General features: G+C 37.3%; 13 protein-coding genes. 11 read left to right on the top strand and 2 right to left on the bottom strand.

What is annotated here, in order from left to right; genetic code table 11:
• The first annotated feature begins 150 nt into the window (after positions 1-150).
• From aspS to GZ996_RS01595, 7 genes are all read left to right on the top strand, one after another.
• The gene (gene aspS, locus GZ996_RS01625; protein WP_161980341.1) at positions 151-1,899 is read left to right on the top strand and encodes an aspartate--tRNA ligase; all 1,749 of its coding nucleotides are present in this window, start codon (positions 151-153) and stop codon (positions 1,897-1,899) included.
• Entirely contained in the window at positions 1,892-2,833 is a 942-nt protein-coding gene (locus GZ996_RS01620; protein WP_161980337.1) for a YitT family protein, read from the top strand. The genes aspS and GZ996_RS01620 overlap by 8 nt, the downstream gene beginning before the upstream one ends.
• Positions 2,834-3,097: 264 nt before the next feature.
• Positions 3,098-3,976: a YitT family protein gene (locus GZ996_RS01615; protein WP_156805807.1), complete on the top strand. Its 879-nt coding sequence runs from the start codon at positions 3,098-3,100 to the stop codon at positions 3,974-3,976.
• A gap of 11 nt (positions 3,977-3,987) precedes the next feature.
• A complete protein-coding gene (locus tag GZ996_RS01610) occupies positions 3,988-4,866 on the top strand; it encodes a YitT family protein (protein ID WP_156805808.1) in 879 nt (292 codons plus the stop codon).
• 581 nt (positions 4,867-5,447) lie between these two features.
• A complete protein-coding gene (locus GZ996_RS01605; RefSeq protein WP_161980336.1) occupies positions 5,448-6,920 on the top strand; it encodes an ABC transporter permease in 1,473 nt (490 codons plus the stop codon).
• 189 nt (positions 6,921-7,109) lie between these two features.
• Entirely contained in the window at positions 7,110-7,784 is a 675-nt protein-coding gene (locus tag GZ996_RS01600) for an ABC transporter ATP-binding protein (RefSeq protein ID WP_156805810.1), read from the top strand.
• A complete protein-coding gene (locus GZ996_RS01595) occupies positions 7,777-9,372 on the top strand; it encodes a PASTA domain-containing protein (protein WP_162011184.1) in 1,596 nt (531 codons plus the stop codon). Before GZ996_RS01600 ends, GZ996_RS01595 begins: the two co-directional genes overlap by 8 nt.
• 589 nt (positions 9,373-9,961) lie before the next feature.
• Here GZ996_RS01595 and GZ996_RS01590 read toward each other — a convergent pair.
• Positions 9,962-10,495, bottom strand: a complete 534-nt coding sequence (locus GZ996_RS01590; RefSeq protein WP_162011183.1) for a TetR/AcrR family transcriptional regulator — start codon at positions 10,493-10,495, stop codon at positions 9,962-9,964.
• 169 nt (positions 10,496-10,664) lie between these two features.
• On the opposite strand from GZ996_RS01590, the gene GZ996_RS01585 reads away from it, so the two are divergent.
• From GZ996_RS01585 to GZ996_RS01575, 3 genes are all read left to right on the top strand, one after another.
• Entirely contained in the window at positions 10,665-11,366 is a 702-nt protein-coding gene (locus tag GZ996_RS01585) for an ABC transporter ATP-binding protein (protein ID WP_161978727.1), read from the top strand.
• A 12-nt stretch (positions 11,367-11,378) separates the two neighbouring features.
• Entirely contained in the window at positions 11,379-14,726 is a 3,348-nt protein-coding gene (locus GZ996_RS01580) for an FtsX-like permease family protein (RefSeq protein ID WP_162011182.1), read from the top strand.
• A 143-nt stretch (positions 14,727-14,869) separates the two neighbouring features.
• Positions 14,870-15,457, top strand: a complete 588-nt coding sequence (locus tag GZ996_RS01575; protein ID WP_161978729.1) for a helix-turn-helix domain-containing protein — start codon at positions 14,870-14,872, stop codon at positions 15,455-15,457.
• A gap of 42 nt (positions 15,458-15,499) precedes the next feature.
• On the opposite strand, the gene argS is transcribed toward GZ996_RS01575, so the two are convergent.
• Positions 15,500-17,191: an arginine--tRNA ligase gene (gene argS, locus GZ996_RS01570; RefSeq protein ID WP_161978730.1), complete on the bottom strand. Its 1,692-nt coding sequence runs from the start codon at positions 17,189-17,191 to the stop codon at positions 15,500-15,502.
• 413 nt (positions 17,192-17,604) lie between these two features.
• Between argS and argR the strand changes: the two genes are divergently transcribed.
• Entirely contained in the window at positions 17,605-18,042 is a 438-nt protein-coding gene (gene argR, locus GZ996_RS01565) for an arginine repressor (protein WP_156805863.1), read from the top strand.
• The last annotated feature ends 174 nt before the right edge of the window (positions 18,043-18,216 follow it).

Here is an 18,216-nt window from a genome sequence, read left to right as displayed (position 1 = left end):
CTTCTGTTTACTGAAAGTTGGGCTAAAACCGTTAGAAAAGATATTGATTCTGCGTAACAAACTTTTAGCCAAGGGGATGACATTAGCATTCCTAGATTTCCCCATCTCAATTAGTCAATTAGGCGAATTGAATGCTCTTGGTATCTTATGGTGCAACGTTCTATGTATGCAGGTCGTGTTCGTGCTGAGCACATTGGTTCTGAAATGACCTTGAAGGGTTGGGTATCTCGTCGTCGTGACCTTGGTGGACTTATCTTTATTGATTTGCGTGATCGTGAAGGTATTATGCAGTTAGTCATTAACCCTGAGCAAGCTAGTGCAGAAGTTGTAGCGACTGCAGAAAAGTTACGGAGCGAATACGTTATTGAAGTTGCTGGTACAGTTGAGGCTCGTGAGCAGGTTAATGATAATTTGCCAACAGGTGCAGTTGAGCTGAAAGTAAGTGAATTGACTATTCTAAATGAAGCTAAAACAACACCGTTTGAAGTAAAAGATGGTGTAGAGGTCTCAGATGACAACCGTCTTCGTTATCGCTATCTGGATCTTCGTCGTCCTGAGATGCTTGAAAATTTTAAACTTCGTGCTAAAGTAACACATTCTATTCGAAACTACTTAGATGGTTTGGAATTTATTGATGTTGAAACGCCGATGTTAACAAAATCAACTCCAGAAGGAGCGCGTGATTACCTTGTTCCATCTCGAGTTAATCAAGGACATTTTTATGCTCTACCTCAAAGTCCACAAATTACAAAACAACTTTTGATGAATGCCGGCTTTGACCGTTATTATCAAATTGTAAAATGCTTCCGTGATGAAGATTTACGTGGAGATCGTCAACCTGAATTTACACAAGTTGACTTGGAGACTTCATTCTTATCTGAACAAGAAATTCAGGACATTGTTGAGGGCATGATTGCTAAAGTCATGAAGGATACGAAAGGAATTGAAGTGACATTGCCGTTTCCACGTATGAGCTATGATGTTGCTATGAATAGCTATGGTTCTGACAAACCGGATACTCGCTTTGAGATGCTTTTACAAGACTTGACAGAAATTGTTAATGATGTTGACTTTAAAGTATTCTCCGAAGCAGACAGTGTTAAAGCTATTGTTATTAAAGCGAACGCTGATAAATATTCGCGTAAAGATATTGATAAGTTGACAGAGTTTGCAAAACAGTTTGGAGCTAAAGGACTTGCTTGGGTTAAGGTGACTGACGGTAGTCTTGCCGGTCCGGTTGCTAAATTTTTGACAGCTATTGAAGAAAAATTGACATATGCTTTACAACTTGCAGAAAACGATTTGGTACTATTTGTAGCTGATACTCTTGAAGTTACCAATAATACGCTTGGTGCTCTTCGTAATCGTATTGCAAAAGAGCTTGATATGATTGATACTTCTAAATTCAACTTCCTTTGGGTTGTAGATTGGCCGATGTTTGAATGGTCTGAGGAGGAAGGGCGTTACATGTCTGCTCACCATCCGTTCACTTTACCAACGGCAGAATCCGTGCATGAGCTTGAGGGAGACCTGAAAAATGTTCGTGCAATAGCCTATGACATTGTGCTTAACGGTTATGAACTTGGTGGCGGAAGCCTTCGTATTAACCAGAAAGCAATGCAGGAACGTATGTTTAAAGCTCTAGGTTTTTCATCGGAAGAAGCAAATAACCAATTTGGTTTCTTGCTTGAAGCAATGGATTATGGTTTCCCACCTCATGGCGGATTAGCTATTGGTCTTGATCGTTTTGTGATGATTTTGGCAGGCAAAGATAACATTCGTGAAGTGATTGCTTTCCCTAAAAATAATAAGGCTGTTGATCCAATGACTCAGGCCCCGAGTGTGGTTGCTGATAAACAACTGGAAGAATTGGCTCTTCTTGTAAAGGAACATGATTAAGAAAACGACTTTTTGGAAAAAAATGAAGTTCTTTATCCGTCTCTGGGCAAAGAAATTCGGTATTTGGCGGGCTTTGAAAAGCATCTCAAAAGAAAAGTACGATGAGAAAATTTCAGCCTCTTTGCTATATGGTTTATTATCAGCTATTGCGGTCAATTGGTTTTTCCAACCAGGCCATGTCTACTCTAGCGGAGCAACGGGTTTAGCTCAGGTGGTTTCAGCTATTAGTTTACGTAGTGTCGGAGTTAAGATTCCAGTTGCCTTTGCTTTCTATGCTATTAATATCCCCTTATTACTTCTGGCTTGGCGCAAAATTGGACATAAGTTTACTATTTTTACCTTTATTACGGTTACCATGAGTTCTGTCTTTATTCAGCTGGTACCAGAGTTAACGTTAACGACTGATCCTCTTATTAATGCTATTTTTGGTGGTTTAGTGATGGGGATAGGGATTGGTTATAGCTTGAAATCTAAGATTTCTAGCGGGGGGACGGATATTGTTAGTCTGACTATTAGGAAGAAAATAGGACGAGATGTAGGAAATATTTCGCTTGCTGTTAATGGGGCTATCATGATCTGTGCAGGTTTCCTTTTTGGATGGCAATATGCCCTTTATTCTATGGTAACAATCTTTGTCTCCAGTCGAGTTACTAATGCTATCTACACTAAACAAAAGAAGATGCAAGCTATGATTATTACCAGTCATCCAGATCGCGTCATAAAAATGGTTCACAAGCGTCTGAACCGCGGAGTAACTTGTATTAATGATGCTGAAGGAACCTATAACCATGAAAAAAAAGCGGTGCTTCTCGCTGTAATCACTCAAGCAGAATTCTACGAATTTAAATTCTATATGCAAAAAGCTGATCCGAAAGCATTTGTTTCTATCTCTGAAAATGTTCAGATTATAGGAAGATTTAATGATTCAGACTAAGCTATGGTCAATTGAATAACGATTAGGACATTGTTAAGTCTATTAGAGTAACTCCATCTCTATTTTACAGTGACTTACCTTGTCCTATTCCTTTCTCAGTTTACGATAAAAGAAGCTTGGAAATGAGAAAATGAGAGTAAACTCATTTCTTTGGAGTGTTACTTTTGTCTCTTTTCTGCTTGTTCTACTTTTTTAATAAAAAATGTAACACTTATCATAATAGTTTACAGGATTAGATAAAATGGCAAATCGAGGATAACATTAATGACAAATCTACCCCAGTTTCATCCCAAAAATCTATTTTTTATTGCCCTAGGTGCAGCTGTCTATGCCTTTGGTTTTGTTTATTTTAATTTACCAAATCATATAGCAGCAGGTGGATTAGCTGGTTTAACAATGGTTTTTCATGCTCTTCTAGGGGTTAATCCGACCTTTACTGGCTACCTGATAAATTTACCATTAATCTTATTAGGAGCATATCTTTTTGGTCGCAGGAGCATGATTTATACACTTTGGGGTATTTTTTCGATGTACGGCTTCGTTTGGTTGTTTCAAAGATTACCGATGATTATTAATCTTCATCAGGATGCTTTGGTAATCTCTCTTTTTGCTGGGATAATTGCTGGGCTAGGTGGTGGTCTAGTTTTTCGAAACGGTGGAACAATTGGTGGATCCGATATTATTGCTCGTATTGTTGAAGATAAAACAGGCATCCACCTCAATCAGGTTCTTTTAGCAATTGATATTTTTGTGATGACTATCTCGTTGACTTATATCAACCTCAACCAAATGATGTATGCTCTCATTGCCAGCTTTATGTATAGCCAAGTGGTTAAGTTGGTTGAAAATGGAGGATACGCTCTTAGAGGACTGTTTATCATTAGTGATAGACATGAGACAATCTCAAATTATATTATGAAAGAATTAGGAAGAGGTGTAACCTATTTCAAGGCTGGAGGAGCCTATACTAAAGCAGACAAAGAAGTCATTTATGTTACGCTGAATCCGACAGAAACGCGTGAACTTAAGGCATACCTTGCAACGATAGATCCGCAGGCTTTTGTGGCTATTTCTAGTGTAGACGAAATTGTTAGTCCAGAATTTGTTGCAAGTAAGAGTAAATACCGCAATCATGGAAAATAAGGGGAGGATGTATGACCAATCATCACGATATCAAAATAACTTTACGGGGACTTATTTTAATTGCTCTTGGAGTAGCGACTTACACTTTTGGTTTTGTAAATTTTAACATGGCTAATCATTTGGCAGAAGGTGGTGTAGCTGGGATTACGCTTATTATTCATGCTTTAACTGGTATTAGCCCTGCCTATACAACTCTCTTGATTAATATTCCTCTTTTTATTTTAGGAGCTAAGGTTTTTGGTAAGAAAGCTCTGTTTTTAACAATATATGGGACAGTCTTGATGTCAATTTTTATTGACCTATGGATGAAAATCCCTGTTCGTTTAGACTTAGGAGGGGATTTTTTAATTGCAGCTCTCTTAGCAGGTATTTTTGCAGGTCTAGGTAGTGGTTTAGTGTTTCGATATGGCGCCACAACGGGCGGTACAGATATTGTTGGCCGTGTGATAGAAGCAAAAACAGGACGACAATTGGGCCAAAGTCTTTTGATTATTGATGCTCTAGTATTGCTAGCCTCTCTGGTTTATATTGATATTCGCCATATGATGTATACCTTGATTGCAAGTTTTGTTTATAGTCAAGTTTTAACCATGGTGCAAAATGGTGGATATACAGTGCGTGGTATGATTATCGTAACTAAGGAATCAGAACGAGTTTCTCAGACGATTCTCAGAGAGATTAACCGTGGAGTGACTTATCTCAAGGGAGAGGGAGCCTATTCGAGACGTAGACACAATATTCTTTATGTTGTTTTAAATCCAAGCGAGGTAATGGATGTGAAACGTATTATTGCAGATATTGATAAAGATGCTTTTGTCTCCATTATCAACGTTGATGAAGTTGTTAGTTCTGATTTTAAAATCATACGTAAAAATTATGATAAAGTGTAGTCTATAACAAAGTTAAGACAGTCTCTTGATGGTAATGGCATGTTTTTTCGTTTAGGATTATTGAGTATTTGATTTTATACTCATTGGAAATCACAATTAGAATTTTAGATTCTCTAATATGATTGATGGACTAACAAACGTAGTGAAGTTAAAACATTTCTTGCATCAGAGTTGTCTTCTTGCTTAGTGAGAGTTGAAAAAGAAATTATGGTTTTGAAGTCTTGACGTCCCTTCGCTATCTCGTTTCTAAACTATTTATTGGGTGGCAGTTTTCCTCCTCAAAGCCCTCTAGTTCTTTGGAACATCGGTACTTTTTAGAAAGAAACTAAAAGTAATTTTTGATTTTGAATTAGTATTAGGAATGTATTAATCAAATGTGAAAGGGGTTACAGCAACATCTTTAAAAAATAGTAAAATTTAATAAACTGACAATTGGGATGGATTTATTTGGTTTTCTGCAAAATAGCCTTAAAGCTATCTTTGGAAGCGCTTCATAAAATGAATTGACATTTTTTAGATATAAGTATATATTTTATATATAACTTATTATTTCACTTATTTCATAATAGAAGGAGGTTCTTATGAATTATCTAAAACGTGCCTGGCTAAGTGTGACCCGTCGTAAAGGGAAATCACTATTGCTTTTCATTATTATTTTCATTTTGGGAAATGTTATTGCTGGCGCTGTTTCCATTCAGCAGGCTACTCAGAATGTAGAGCGGAAGATCAAATCTCAAATGGGTGCGACAGCAACGATTCAGACAGATTATGAGAACATGAAAGATTCAGATTGGGAAAAGGTTGAACCGCTAACAAAGGATATTGTTATTAAAGTGTCTGAACTTCCTTATGTTAAATATTTTGATTATTCTGTGGGGGGGTCTTTGGGTGCAACAGATAGCTTGCAACAGTATATTCCTGAGTTCCTTGCTAATCAAGAAATGGGTAGTGGAGGTTTCCCAGATCCTAAAACTTATGCCTTTACCCTACGTGGAACTCAAACCCCTCAATTGATTCCTTTAGAAGAAAGGATAATTAGCCTGACATCAGGACGTCAATTTACAAAGGAAGAAGTCAGCTCTGGTAAACCAGTTGCCTTAATTTCAGAACAATTAGCAGAATTGAATAACTTAAAAATTGGGGATACTGCAACCTTTAAGCATTATGTTATCAACTATGAGACCAATGAAACGGCTAAAGAAACAGATTATCCTTTAGAGATTGTTGGTATTTTCCGAATCAATCAGTTGCAGGCAAATAAAGGTAAGAGCGATAGTAGTGGTTTTGTTCAAGATGACCATCAAAAAGCTTATGAGGAACAGACTGCTGCCAATACTATTTATCTCCCAAATCAAATTGCAGAAGCAGTTGTTTCTGAAAGCATGGCAATGTTTGCAGAGCAATCAGGTGAGGAGGCTCCAGTTAGTGCAGAGAATATTGGTCAGCCTGTCTATGTGCTTAAAAATCCTGACGATCTTGAAAAATTTAAGCAGGAAGCTAAAGCTTATTTACCACAATTTTATATTGTTCGTGCAAACTCAGATAATTATGATAGTATTGCAGGTCCTGTTAAGTCAATGTCTAAATTGGCAGGTTACGTCCTTGTAGTAGCTATTGGTGCAACGGTTTTAATTACTACCTCAGTGGTTCTTCTTTTCTTACGTGATCGTAAACATGAATTAGGGATCTATCTTTCATTAGGTGAAAGTCGTGGTAAGGTTGTCTTGCAGACACTTGTGGAAGTGTTTATGATTGCCTTCGTTGCCATAACTTTGGCTGTCTTTACAGGAAATGTCATTGCACAAGGTTTATCAGATAGTCTCTTGCAACATCAAATTAATCAAATGGATCAATTTGGAGGTGTGATGTATGGTAGTTTGAGTGAGCTGAACACCCATACAACTCTTGATGATGTGGTTAGTCAGTATAAAGTAACTCTATCTGCGGGTTATGTGTTCTTAATGTATGGATTAGGGCTAGGTACGGTTCTATTAGCAACCATTGTACCGATGGCTTATGTGACACGACTTAATCCTAAACGCATCATGATGTAGTGCTATTGAATATGGTCTAGAGGCAATATAAGATAATGATTCACTAATCTAACTAAAACAATATTAATTTTAAGGTACTGAAGTGTTTTTTATACTGAAAGTATTTTTGAGTTTTAGTTGACAGGTTCTGTTGTTATTTGGAAATGTATCGTCTGTTTTGCCTCTTGTATTTTACATAAGGAGTATGCTATGGCAATTTTAGAAGCAAAAAATCTGTCCTACTTTTACCAAGATGGTGAGAATCGTCGTTATATTTTAAGAGAGACGGATATCGCATTTGAAAAAGGGAAATTTTACACCATTTTAGGACAGTCAGGTTCAGGAAAGACAACACTTTTATCACTTCTTAGTGCTTTAGAGAGTCCCAAAGAGGGTAACGTTTTTTATAATGGTAAAGACATTAAGGAAATTGGTTACGAGACTTTCCGTCGTAATAATATAGGAATCGTCTTTCAGCACTATAATCTTATCCCGTATATGACAGCTGTTGAAAATGTCATGGTTCCAATGGCGATAACGGAAAATGAATTACCGGCCAATAAAACTGATGTAGCCTATAATTTACTAGATTATATTGGTATTGTTAAAAGTAAGGCAGATCGCCCAGTTAATCGTCTTTCGGGTGGGGAACAGCAACGCGTGGCGATTGCTCGTTCCTTAGCGACAAATGTTGATGTTATTTTAGCAGATGAGCCAACGGGAAATTTAGATGAGGAAATGGAGCAAGAGATTGTTGAAATTTTCAAAAAGTTGGCACATGAACACGGGAAATGCGTCGTTGTGGTAACCCATTCTCAAGAAATTGCGACCCTGTCAGATGAAATTTACTATTTAAGGAAAGGAAAGCTAAAAGCTTATGAGTGATTTTTTGTCAAAGTTTTCTGGTAATCATTATGAAGATCTTTTGGAGGAAGATAAAAAACGAAAAGTTCTCCAGAAAGAGAACCCCGAATCTGTAACACACGAAACTGGAAACGTTTTTGAAAAATTACCCTTGTCTGAACAAAAACAGATTGATGGCGATGTTTTTCAAAGTGTCGCTCGTTCTAGTGAGAAATCAAGAGGTGGCACAGAAGTTTTTTCAAAGGTTTCTGAAGTAAAACAAAAACAGATAGACCATTTCTTTGCTCATCAAGAGGAAGGAGAAAGAGAACGGCCGAGCCTTAGAAGACAAGGACGAGAAGAAATCATAACGAGACGACGCGATGAGTCTCATGAAGAAACAGAAGTTGATCCAGATTATCAGAAAACAAAAAGACGGAAATTCATTCTAATTGGAGTAAGTATTATTTCTTGTCTAGCTTTAGGCTTATTTCTCTTTTATCAATTCACTCATGTTGCTGTCCCAAATTTTATTGGTAAAACGGTTACAGAGGCGCGTGAGTGGGGGAATGAATATGGTGTTGAAATTGAATTAACGCAAGAGCATAGTATTAAATACGATGAAAATATTATTGTGTCGCAAAAAGTCAAAGAAGGACAAAAGGTGGCCAAAGGTAGTAAGTTATCTGTTGTAGGTTCTTTAGGCGCGAATCCTAAAGAAATATTATCTTTACCAGATTTTTCTAAAATGACTTATGTGGACGCTCAAAAGTGGATTGAGGAAAATAAGGCTAAAAATCTTAATTTGACACAAATTTATAGTGATACAACTGCAAAAGGTCGGTTCATCAAATTAGAAATTGCTAACTCAATCCCATCTAGTGACTATACTCGAGGTGATAAGGCAACTTTGACTTATTCTCGTGGTAAAGAGGTTCTTGAAGCTAATATCGAAGTCCCAGATTTTGTTGGTAAAACTAAGACGGATGTTGATTCTTGGGCAAAAACAAATAGCATTGAAGTCACTTATGAAGAAAAAGCGAGCTCCAACCTAGCTGCGGGAACGATTATGGGACAATCTGTTGCTGCTACACAAAAGGTGGCAAAAAAATCAAAAATAATCATGCAAGTTTCAGCAGGTAAAGGTATCATGGTTCCAGATTTTTCAACATTAACTATGACACAAGCAGCTTCAGTAGCAGGTTTGACTGTTATTGTACGTCAAGTTTATGGAAATTCACCGTATGGTGCTTTGATTTCTCAGTCCAAAGAAGCGGGAACAGAACTAACTGAAAAAGATGATAAAAATGTAGAGGTTGTTTATTCAGCAGGGGCTCCTTATATTCGTGATTTATCTGGAAAAAATGAAGGAGAACTCCAACAATATTTCTATGATGAGTTTCGTTCGAAAGGAGCAGAAATTTATTTTACGAGTTACTATGTCAATTCAGATCAACCTAAGGGAACTGTTGTTGCACAGAATGCTAAAGAAACATGGTTACCTCTAGCTTATACTGTTGAAGTTGGCATCAGTAATGGTGCATATTTCTCAGGGACCATTGTTCCGCCGGCGAACACTACTCCAGAGGGCTCTACAGCTTCACCTGAGGGAACAGGAGCCAAGGAATAGGTGAAAAGGATTGTGAAGTTGGGACAAAAATATCCCGGCCTCTTAAATTTTAGTGTAGAGATAATTTAACGCAGTGGTTGATTGGAAGTCTGCAACTGGACACTTTTTCATTTTCAAGTTTGAACCTAAAACATACTAGACTATTTTAGTACGACGCAATCGTTAGCGCCATCCTATACGGATATGAGAGTGAAACTGTTCATTGTACAATTTTGCTCCTCATCTCACACTAAAATTTAATCGTTTTAGTATTTTTACTACTCCAGAAAGTGCTAGTTGTGGCATCTTCGTTACTGTAAAGACTGCATAAAATACCAGAAATAATACATATATGTCAATGGGAAGTGAGATGCCACTGAGACAACTTCTCTTAGGAATGCTTATTGTTTTTTTATTAAATAAGCCTGCCTCTAAGAAAATATTGTAGCAGAAGACCACTTTTCAAATCGGTATCTAGCTTACCATCAAAGAGCAGGAAAGAATTCTAGAACACAGTAAAGGCATAGAATCGTTCGTTTTGAATACGAATGATTCTATGCCTTTAAATTATTAGCTGGGTGGATTTGATTCCTTGACCAGCTTATTTGGCTTAAGAAATTTGGAATATAATATCTGTTAATTCTTCTGGACTTTCTTTCCCCCCAGACAGAATCCATTCAGTCATAATAGATTCAATAGAAGCTATATAGGAAACTTTAGCATAATTGAGTGGTATAGCTATTTTTTCGTTAAGATAGCTATCAAAATCAGGGATATTATCTAAAATATAAGAGATGAATTCTCGAATAATTTGAGGGAGCTTAATATATGGTGTATTGGCAAGTACATTTAAAAAATCAATATCTTGATAAAGGTAGTGAAGAGTTTCGCAAACGATATCTTTACTAAAAGCCTGATCTTCTTGAGTAACAATCGCATAAACTTTAGCTAGTGTATCTTCTTTTAGCTTTTCCATCATATCGTACTTATCTTTATAATGTAGATAGAAAGTACCACGATTAATGTTAGCCGTTTGACAGATGATAGTAACTGAGATTTTTTCGAAACTTTTTTGAGATAAAAGCTGTGCAAAAGCTTTTTTGATGTTATTTTTAGTTTCTGTGTGACGGATTTGTTTAGTCATTACTAATCACTTTTCCTTTTCAAGAGATATTATTGATTTTATTGAGAACTTATCATTTCGAACTAAGAAACAGTAATTAAAATCAACGCTTTGTCTATTTTTGTGATAAAATTAGTATATAAGATGATGGAAATTATGTCAAGAATAGTAACTTAGAAAGATGGTAAAAATGTCTTATATTGAAGTTAAAGCAGTTTCTAAACGTTATCAAATGGGAGATACAATAATATCTGCAAATGAAGATGTGACCTTTGAGATTGAGAAAGGAGAGTTAGTCATTATTTTAGGCTCATCCGGTGCTGGGAAATCAACTCTTCTTAATATTTTGGGAGGCATGGATACCAATGATGATGGCCATGTCATTATTGATGGTGTTGATATTTCTGAATTTAATTCGCACCAAAGAACAAATTATCGGAGAGATGATGTCGGTTTTGTCTTTCAATTTTATAATTTAGTAGCTAATTTAACAGCAAAAGAGAATGTTGAACTGGCTTCTGAGATTGTTCGGGATGCCATGGATCCAGTGGAAATATTAACTGAAGTTGGTTTGTCGCATCGTCTAGATAACTTTCCAGCGCAGCTTTCTGGTGGAGAGCAACAGCGGGTATCCATTGCGCGTGCAGTGGCTAAAAATCCAAAATTATTACTCTGTGATGAGCCGACGGGGGCCTTAGATTATGAGACGGGTAAACAAGTCTTAAAAATTTTACAAGACAGATCTAGAAATCAAGGGGCAACTGTCATTATTGTGACGCATAACTCAGCACTGGCTCCAATTGCAGATAGGGTGATTCATATGCGTGATGCAACAGTCAAATCTGTAACTTTAAATCCTAACCCACAGGATATTGCGACCTTAGAGTATTAGGGGGTATTAACATTGAAAAAGACGATTTATTGGAAGGATATTCGTCAGTCCTTTACAAAATCCAAAGGAAGGTTTTTTTCGATTTTTGCTTTGATGGGAATTGGATCTCTAGCCTTGATAGCTCTTAAGGTAACAACTCCTAATATGAGAAGAACTGCTCAAGAATTTATTGATACAGCTCATCTTATGGATTTAGCGGTTATGGCAGATTATGGGTTAGATGAAGAAGATGTAAAAGAATTATCAGCCCTACCTGGAGCGACTATCGAATTTGGTTACTTAACAGATGTCACCATTGCGAATAGTCATGATGCTATTAGAGTATTTTCAAAGACAGATAAGATTTCTCAATACCAGTTAGTCTCAGGCCACCTACCTCATAAAAAGGGGGAAATTGCTCTTGCTGAGAAGATGGCTGAGGATTATCGTCTTGGTGAGACAATTTATTTTAAACAATCCGAACAAGGCCATTTAACAAAGACAACATTTACAGTTGTTGGTTTTGTTCAGTCACCTGAAATTTGGGACAATGAGGTGATGGGACAAACGAACTCTGGGACAGGTGAGTTAAAAGGATACGCAGTTGTTTCCGAGGATCATTTTGATTCTGACGTATACATGATAGCGCGTATTTCTTATAATCAGTTGGACAAAGTAGCTTACTATCACAATAGTTATGAAGAACATTTAACCAAGCATCGCAAAGATTTGGAAGAGCTATTGGCGGATAATGGTAAAAAGCGTCTAACGACGCTTAGAGCGTCCGCACAAGCCGAAATCGTTGAAGGTTACGATTCGGTTTATGATTCTGAGCAAAAATTAGCTGACGCTGCGCAAGTTATTTCTGACGGGAAAAGAGAACTAGCAGATGGGCAAAATAAAATTGATACGGCAAGTGAAGAAGTCCACCTAGGTCAAGAAAAACTTAATCAAGCTACTGATACACTTTCGGAGGCTAAGAAGGCATTAGATGCTAATGCTGCTAAATTAGAGCAGTCAAAAAAAGAACTTTCGGATACTAAGAAAAAGTTAGAAGATACTAAGTTACAATTAGACAGGGCGAAAGAAGAACTAGATCAAGCCAAAGTTTTTTTAGATGAAATGGAATCTCGATTGGATGCAAGCCAACAGGAGATTGCTAGTGGTAAGGAGGAGCTTCAAAGAAGACAGGAAGAAATTTATGCTAAAACAGATGAGCTGGTTGCTGCTGGTATTGATCCCATGACGGTAGGTGAACTTGGCTTAGCTCAAGAGGAATTAGCTCGAAAAGAAGTCGAGTTGACTAAAATCGAATCAACCTTCAAAGAAAGTTTGGCGCAGTATGAAGAGGGGAAATCTACTTATGAGAACAATCTTGCTACTTATCAAGAAGGAATGATTCAGTATGAATCGGGCTTAGATGCCTATAATCAAGGAATGGCAGAGTATGAGTCAGGATTAAAAGATTATCAATCTGGTTTATCAGAATATGAATCAGGCTATGCTGACTATCAAATCAAGGTGGAGCAGATCGAAGAAGCCAGAAGTGACCTCTCAACTAATCAGGAAGATTTAGATAAAGGAAGTTCAGCATTGACCCAGTCTGAGAAAGTTTATAATCAGCAAAAGTCAGAAGCAGAGCTAAAAATAGCAAGGGCTAGAGAAGATTTGGAAGAGGCTAAATCAGATCTTGCTGATTTGAAAGAACCTAAATATTCTGTCTATACCCGTAAGACTCTTCCAGGAGGAGAGGGATATGCGACCTATTCTATGGGAGCTGACTCTATCTTAGCGGTTGGGGATGTTTTCCCTGTGGTGCTTTACGGGGTAGCTGCTATGGTAACGTTGACAACAATGACTCGTTTTGTTGATGAGGAACGTCAGAAAGCGGGTATTTTCAAGGCACTTGGGTATACCAATAGACAAATTATTGCTAAGTTTGTCATCTATGGATTAGTTGCTAGTTTACTTGGTACGATAGCCGGTGTTTTAGGTGGGCATTTTCTTTTGTCGCCAGTGATTGGAAATATTTTAACAGAAGGAACAATTATTGGAAGTAGTCGGACTTATTTTTATCCAAGTTGGACTCTAGTTGCTATTGGACTGGCGTTGCTTTCAGCAGTCTTACCGACTTACTGGGTGGCTAAGCGTGAATTAAGCGAAAAAACAGCCTACTTGTTACAAGCTAAACCTCCTGTTGCAGGTTCAAAAATTTTATTAGAGAAGGTTACTTTTATTTGGAAGCGTCTCAGTTTTACGCATAAAGTAACGGCTAGAAACATTTTCCGTTATAAGCAACGGATGCTCATGACCGTTTTTGGTGTTGCTGGGTCAGTAGCTTTGCTCTTTGCAGGGCTTGGTATTCAATCTTCTATTTCAGGTGTTGCAGACACCCAGTTTGGTGAGATTGTCCGCTATGATATGATTGTGGCTTCAAAAAGGTCAAAAGATAGGCTTGCTATTGAGAAAGCTTTGCATCATTCACAGATAAAACAATCTCAATCTGTTTATTTTGAGGCCTTAACGGAGAAGATAAAAGGGAATGATGATGAAGTGTCTGTTAACCTATTAGTGACAGATAGCTCCGATTTTTCAGACTATATTAACTTACGTGAGCGAGACTCGGGAATTTCTCTTTCTTTGGGACAAAGCGGAGCTATTATTACTGAAAAGTTAGCCAAATTATACGGTGTTTCTCAAGGAGATAAGATTAAGCTGACATTAGCTGACCAAGAGGTGACTGTGACTGTATCTGGTATCACGGAAATGTATGTGGGACAATACGTCTATATGACTGCTGATTACTATGAAGAGATTACAGATCAGGAGTTTAAGTCGAACAGTTACTTGGTAACCTTAAAAAATCGTGTACCGAAGATTGTTCAAAATAAGGCAGCTGATTTCCTTGCCATGGAAGAAGTTGCAGCAGTGGCACAAAACACAGCATTGGAAAAGACACTGCATACAGTTGCGAATTCTTTACAGTCAGTCATGATTATCTTAATCATATTATCTGTGATGCTAGGTGTGGTGATTCTTTACAATTTGACCAATATCAATGTGGCAGAGCGCATCAGAGAATTATCAACAATTAAGGTACTTGGTTTCCATAATCGAGAGGTCACGTTGTATATCTATCGTGAGACGATTGTTCTCTCTGGGATTGGAATTGTCACAGGGCTCCTTGGTGGGAAGTGGCTTCATCAGATTATTCTTAATATGATTGGCTCGAATCAAATTATGTTTCAACCTAAGGTCGCCTATTATATTTATTTGGTACCGATTATTGCTATCATTGGGATTTTGAGCATGCTAGGCTGGTTTGTCAATCACAAATTGAGAAAAGTAGATATGTTAGAAGCCCTAAAGAGTGTAGATTAGTGAAATCCTCTTGTCAAAAATTTTTGACAAGGGTTTTTCTTACTTAGTCAAGAAAATTTGATAGAATAAGAAAGAGAAATGATAGATAATACAGATGACCAAGGAGGTTAGTCTGTGTAAGAAAAAGATAGAAAGGAGAATTTATGGAAGTTTGTCAACAGATTAAAAAACAGCGACAGCAATTGCAACTATCTCAGGAAGAATTGGCAGAAAAAATTTATGTTAGTAGACAAACCATTTCCAATTGGGAAACTGAAAAATCTTATCCAGATTTACAATCTCTGATATTGCTGAGTCAGTGTTTTAACCTTACCTTGGATCAATTGATAAAAGGAGACCTTGAAGAAATGAAACAGGTTATCAAACAAGATGATATTAAGGAGATGAATAAGGCGACACGCTATATGATAGGGTGTATGATTGCTATGTTATTATTAGTATTTCCCGCTTTTTACTACCTAGGCTGGTGGGGATTGTTGATTTATTTGCCTCTTTGGGGGTTAGGAGTTCATTTTGCTAATCGTATTGAAAAAATCAAGAAGGATAATAAGATTCAAACTTATCGACAGATTGTGGCTTTTAGTCAAGGTGAAATTCTGAGTGAGACAGAAACTATTGCTGAAAATGCCAAATACCCTTATCAGAAGCCTCTGATTGTTTTAGTTTTTACAGTCATTTTCACTATTTTGGCAATACTTGTATCACTGATTTATGTCTGGCTTTTACCATAACTAAAAAACGCGCCTTCAAGCGAGGGCGTGTTTTTTATAATATTACATTTCATCTGGGGCTTCAACACCGAGGAGACGAAGTGCTTCTTTGAGGACAGTTGCAGTTGCGTAGCTGAGGGCTAAGCGGCTGTCACGTTCTGGGCTTTCGTCAAGAATGCGTGTGTGTGCATAATATTTGTTAAAGGCTTGCGCTAAATTGATGGCAAATTTTGCAACAATTGACGGTTCAAAATTATCTGAGGCACGGTTGATAACTTGTGGGAACGATTGAATAAGTTTAATAATCTCCCAACTTTCAGTATCATTTAAGCTATAGGTTGCGTCAGCTTTTGCCACAAAATCAGCTTTGCGTAAGATTGACTGGATACGAGCGTGCGCGTATTGTACATAAGGTCCTGTCTCCCCTTCGAAGGAAACCATAGCCTCAAGGTCAAAATCGTAACCATTCATGCGGTCTGTTTTAAGGTCATAGAACTTAATCGCTCCGACACCGACAGCATGTGCAACGGCTTCTTTATTAGCCAAGTTTGGATTTTTAGCTTCGATTTGAGCTTTAGCACGGCTGACTGCTTCGGCAACAGTTGGCTCAAGTAGGATGACATTTCCTTTACGTGTTGATAGTTTTTTACCTTCTTTAGTAACTAAACCAAATGGCACGTGAGTCATGTCGTCAGACCAGTCGTATCCCATTTCTTTAAGAACAGCTTTTAATTGTTTGAAGTGAGCCGCCTGTTCGTTACCAACAACGTAGATAGATTTAGCGAAATCGTAAGTACGTTTACGGTAAAGGGCTGCTGCCAAATCACGGGTGATGTATAGTGTTGCACCATCAGATTTTTTGATTAAAGCTGGGTGTTCAATGCCATATTTTTCAAGATTTACGACTTGAGCACCTTGAGATTCTTCAAGAAGTCCCTTTTCAGTTAGAAGGTCAACAATCTCATCCATCTTGTCATTGTAGAAAGCTTCACCGTTATAACTATCAAATGAAACATTCAACTCAGTATAAAGACGGTTAAACTCTACCAAGCTCTCATCACGGAACCACTGCCATAGAGAAGTGGCTTCTTCATCACCAGCTTCTAATTTAAGGAACCATTCACGTGCTTCTTCATCTAGGCTTGGATTTTCTTCAGCTTCTGCGTTGATACGGACATAGAGCTTGAGAAGCTCGTTAATAGGATTCGCTTCGACAGCTGCTTTGTCCCCCCATTTTTTGTAGGCAACAATAAGCATTCCAAACTGTTTACCCCAATCCCCCAAGTGGTTGATACGAACAGGCTTGTAGCCTTGCTTTGCCATAATATTAGCTAAAGCATCAGCAATAACTGTAGAACGTAAGTGACCAATTGAGAAGGGTTTGGCGATATTTGGACTAGACATGTCGAAAGCTACATTGCGTCCCTCACCAATATTTTGGTCAGCATAGTGAGAACCTGCCGAAATGACTTGTGCTAGTACTTGAGCAGAGATTTGTTCTTTATCTAAGAAGAAATTGATGTAAGGGCCAACAGCTTCAACTTTTTCAAAGTTCGTCCCATCAATTTTTTCAATAATTTCACTAGCAATGACGTTAGGAGCTTTGCGCCAGCTCTTTGCCAAAGAAAAGGCAGGGAAAGCGAGATCTCCCATCGTTGCATTTTTAGGTTTTTCAAGGAGATTTAAGATAGTCTCCAACTCAAGTTCGGGAACAGCCTTTGCAATTTCAGTTGCAATCATTAATTTTGTGTCCATAGTCTCTCCAATGTGAAAATAATTATCCTCTATATTTTACCATAAAAGGAGCGAGGTTAGAAAAAATACACTAGAATTGAGCAGAAATCTATAGGAAAATGAATATATAAGCTATTATCATAGTTTTATAAGTTGTTTTACTGTTTTCAGCTTATAATTTTAATGATTTGAACGACGATAATAAAAAAATATTGATAAAAGATGAAATAAAATGGATTAATTCTCCCTTTAAATTTGTATATTTTCAGTGTATCTGTTATAATCTTAAACGAAAAATGAAATTATAGGGATAAATATTATAGAAAGGACTGTTCAGTTAGCGCAAAAACTGAATGAACTACAGGGTTAGAAAATCAAATGACGCATAGAATGGTGCACCTATTTTCTGATTGCTGCTTAGTTGGTATTGTATGATCAATAAAAAAAATAGACATGAACTGATTAAAATGATTATTTCAGAAAATCATGTTGGAACTCAAGAAGAAATTAAAGTGCTCCTTGAAGATTACGGAGTCTCTGTCACGCAGGCAACACTTTCTCGGGATTTAAGAGAACTTAGTCTTTTGAAACTTCGTGACGATGAGGGAAAACTTTACTATAGTTTATCGGAGGCCGCTAGTTCACACTTTAGTCAAGCAGCTAGGTCATATATTCGTCGAGTGGCGCGTGCAGGATTTATGCTTGTTTTTCATACAGAGTTAGGTGAAGCAGATGTTTTAGCAAATATCATAGATAAAGATGCTAATGAAAATATTTTAGGAACAATTGCTGGCGCAGATACACTTCTTGTTGTTTGTAAAGACGAGACTATTGCAAGCGATTATGAAAAAGATTTGCTTGCTAGTATTTAAAAACAGTAATAAATTTGGGAAAGGAGTGTTTAGTTAGTTTTTAATTGACTAAACTTGGACTTAGTGAAAATCAGATAGGGGCAGATATTGTTAAATTGATTTTTGCTCGGATTGATGCCTCTATTTAAAATGATTTTTAACCAGTGAATGTCACGGGTTTAAGCTCCATTAATC

The sequence above is a fragment of the Streptococcus sp. S784/96/1 genome, assembly GCF_902729355.1.
GTDB lineage: Bacteria > Bacillota > Bacilli > Lactobacillales > Streptococcaceae > Streptococcus > Streptococcus caledonicus.
The sequence above is the reverse complement of the archived record's forward strand: the minus strand, read 5'-3'. Positions and strand labels throughout refer to the sequence as shown.

Excerpts from the sequence above, each read along its gene's own strand:
- GZ996_RS01620 (WP_161980337.1), top strand. The coding sequence starts at position 1,892 with ATGATTAAGAAAACGACTTTTTGGAAAAAAATGAAGTTCTTTATCCGT.
- GZ996_RS01615 (WP_156805807.1), top strand. The coding sequence starts at position 3,098 with ATGACAAATCTACCCCAGTTTCATCCCAAAAATCTATTTTTTATTGCC.
- GZ996_RS01610 (WP_156805808.1), top strand. The coding sequence starts at position 3,988 with ATGACCAATCATCACGATATCAAAATAACTTTACGGGGACTTATTTTA.
- GZ996_RS01605 (WP_161980336.1), top strand. The coding sequence starts at position 5,448 with ATGAATTATCTAAAACGTGCCTGGCTAAGTGTGACCCGTCGTAAAGGG.
- GZ996_RS01600 (WP_156805810.1), top strand. The coding sequence starts at position 7,110 with ATGGCAATTTTAGAAGCAAAAAATCTGTCCTACTTTTACCAAGATGGT.
- GZ996_RS01595 (WP_162011184.1), top strand. The coding sequence starts at position 7,777 with ATGAGTGATTTTTTGTCAAAGTTTTCTGGTAATCATTATGAAGATCTT.
- GZ996_RS01590 (WP_162011183.1), bottom strand. The coding sequence starts at position 10,495 with ATGACTAAACAAATCCGTCACACAGAAACTAAAAATAACATCAAAAAA.
- GZ996_RS01585 (WP_161978727.1), top strand. The coding sequence starts at position 10,665 with ATGTCTTATATTGAAGTTAAAGCAGTTTCTAAACGTTATCAAATGGGA.
- GZ996_RS01575 (WP_161978729.1), top strand. The coding sequence starts at position 14,870 with ATGGAAGTTTGTCAACAGATTAAAAAACAGCGACAGCAATTGCAACTA.
- argS (WP_161978730.1), bottom strand. The coding sequence starts at position 17,191 with ATGGACACAAAATTAATGATTGCAACTGAAATTGCAAAGGCTGTTCCC.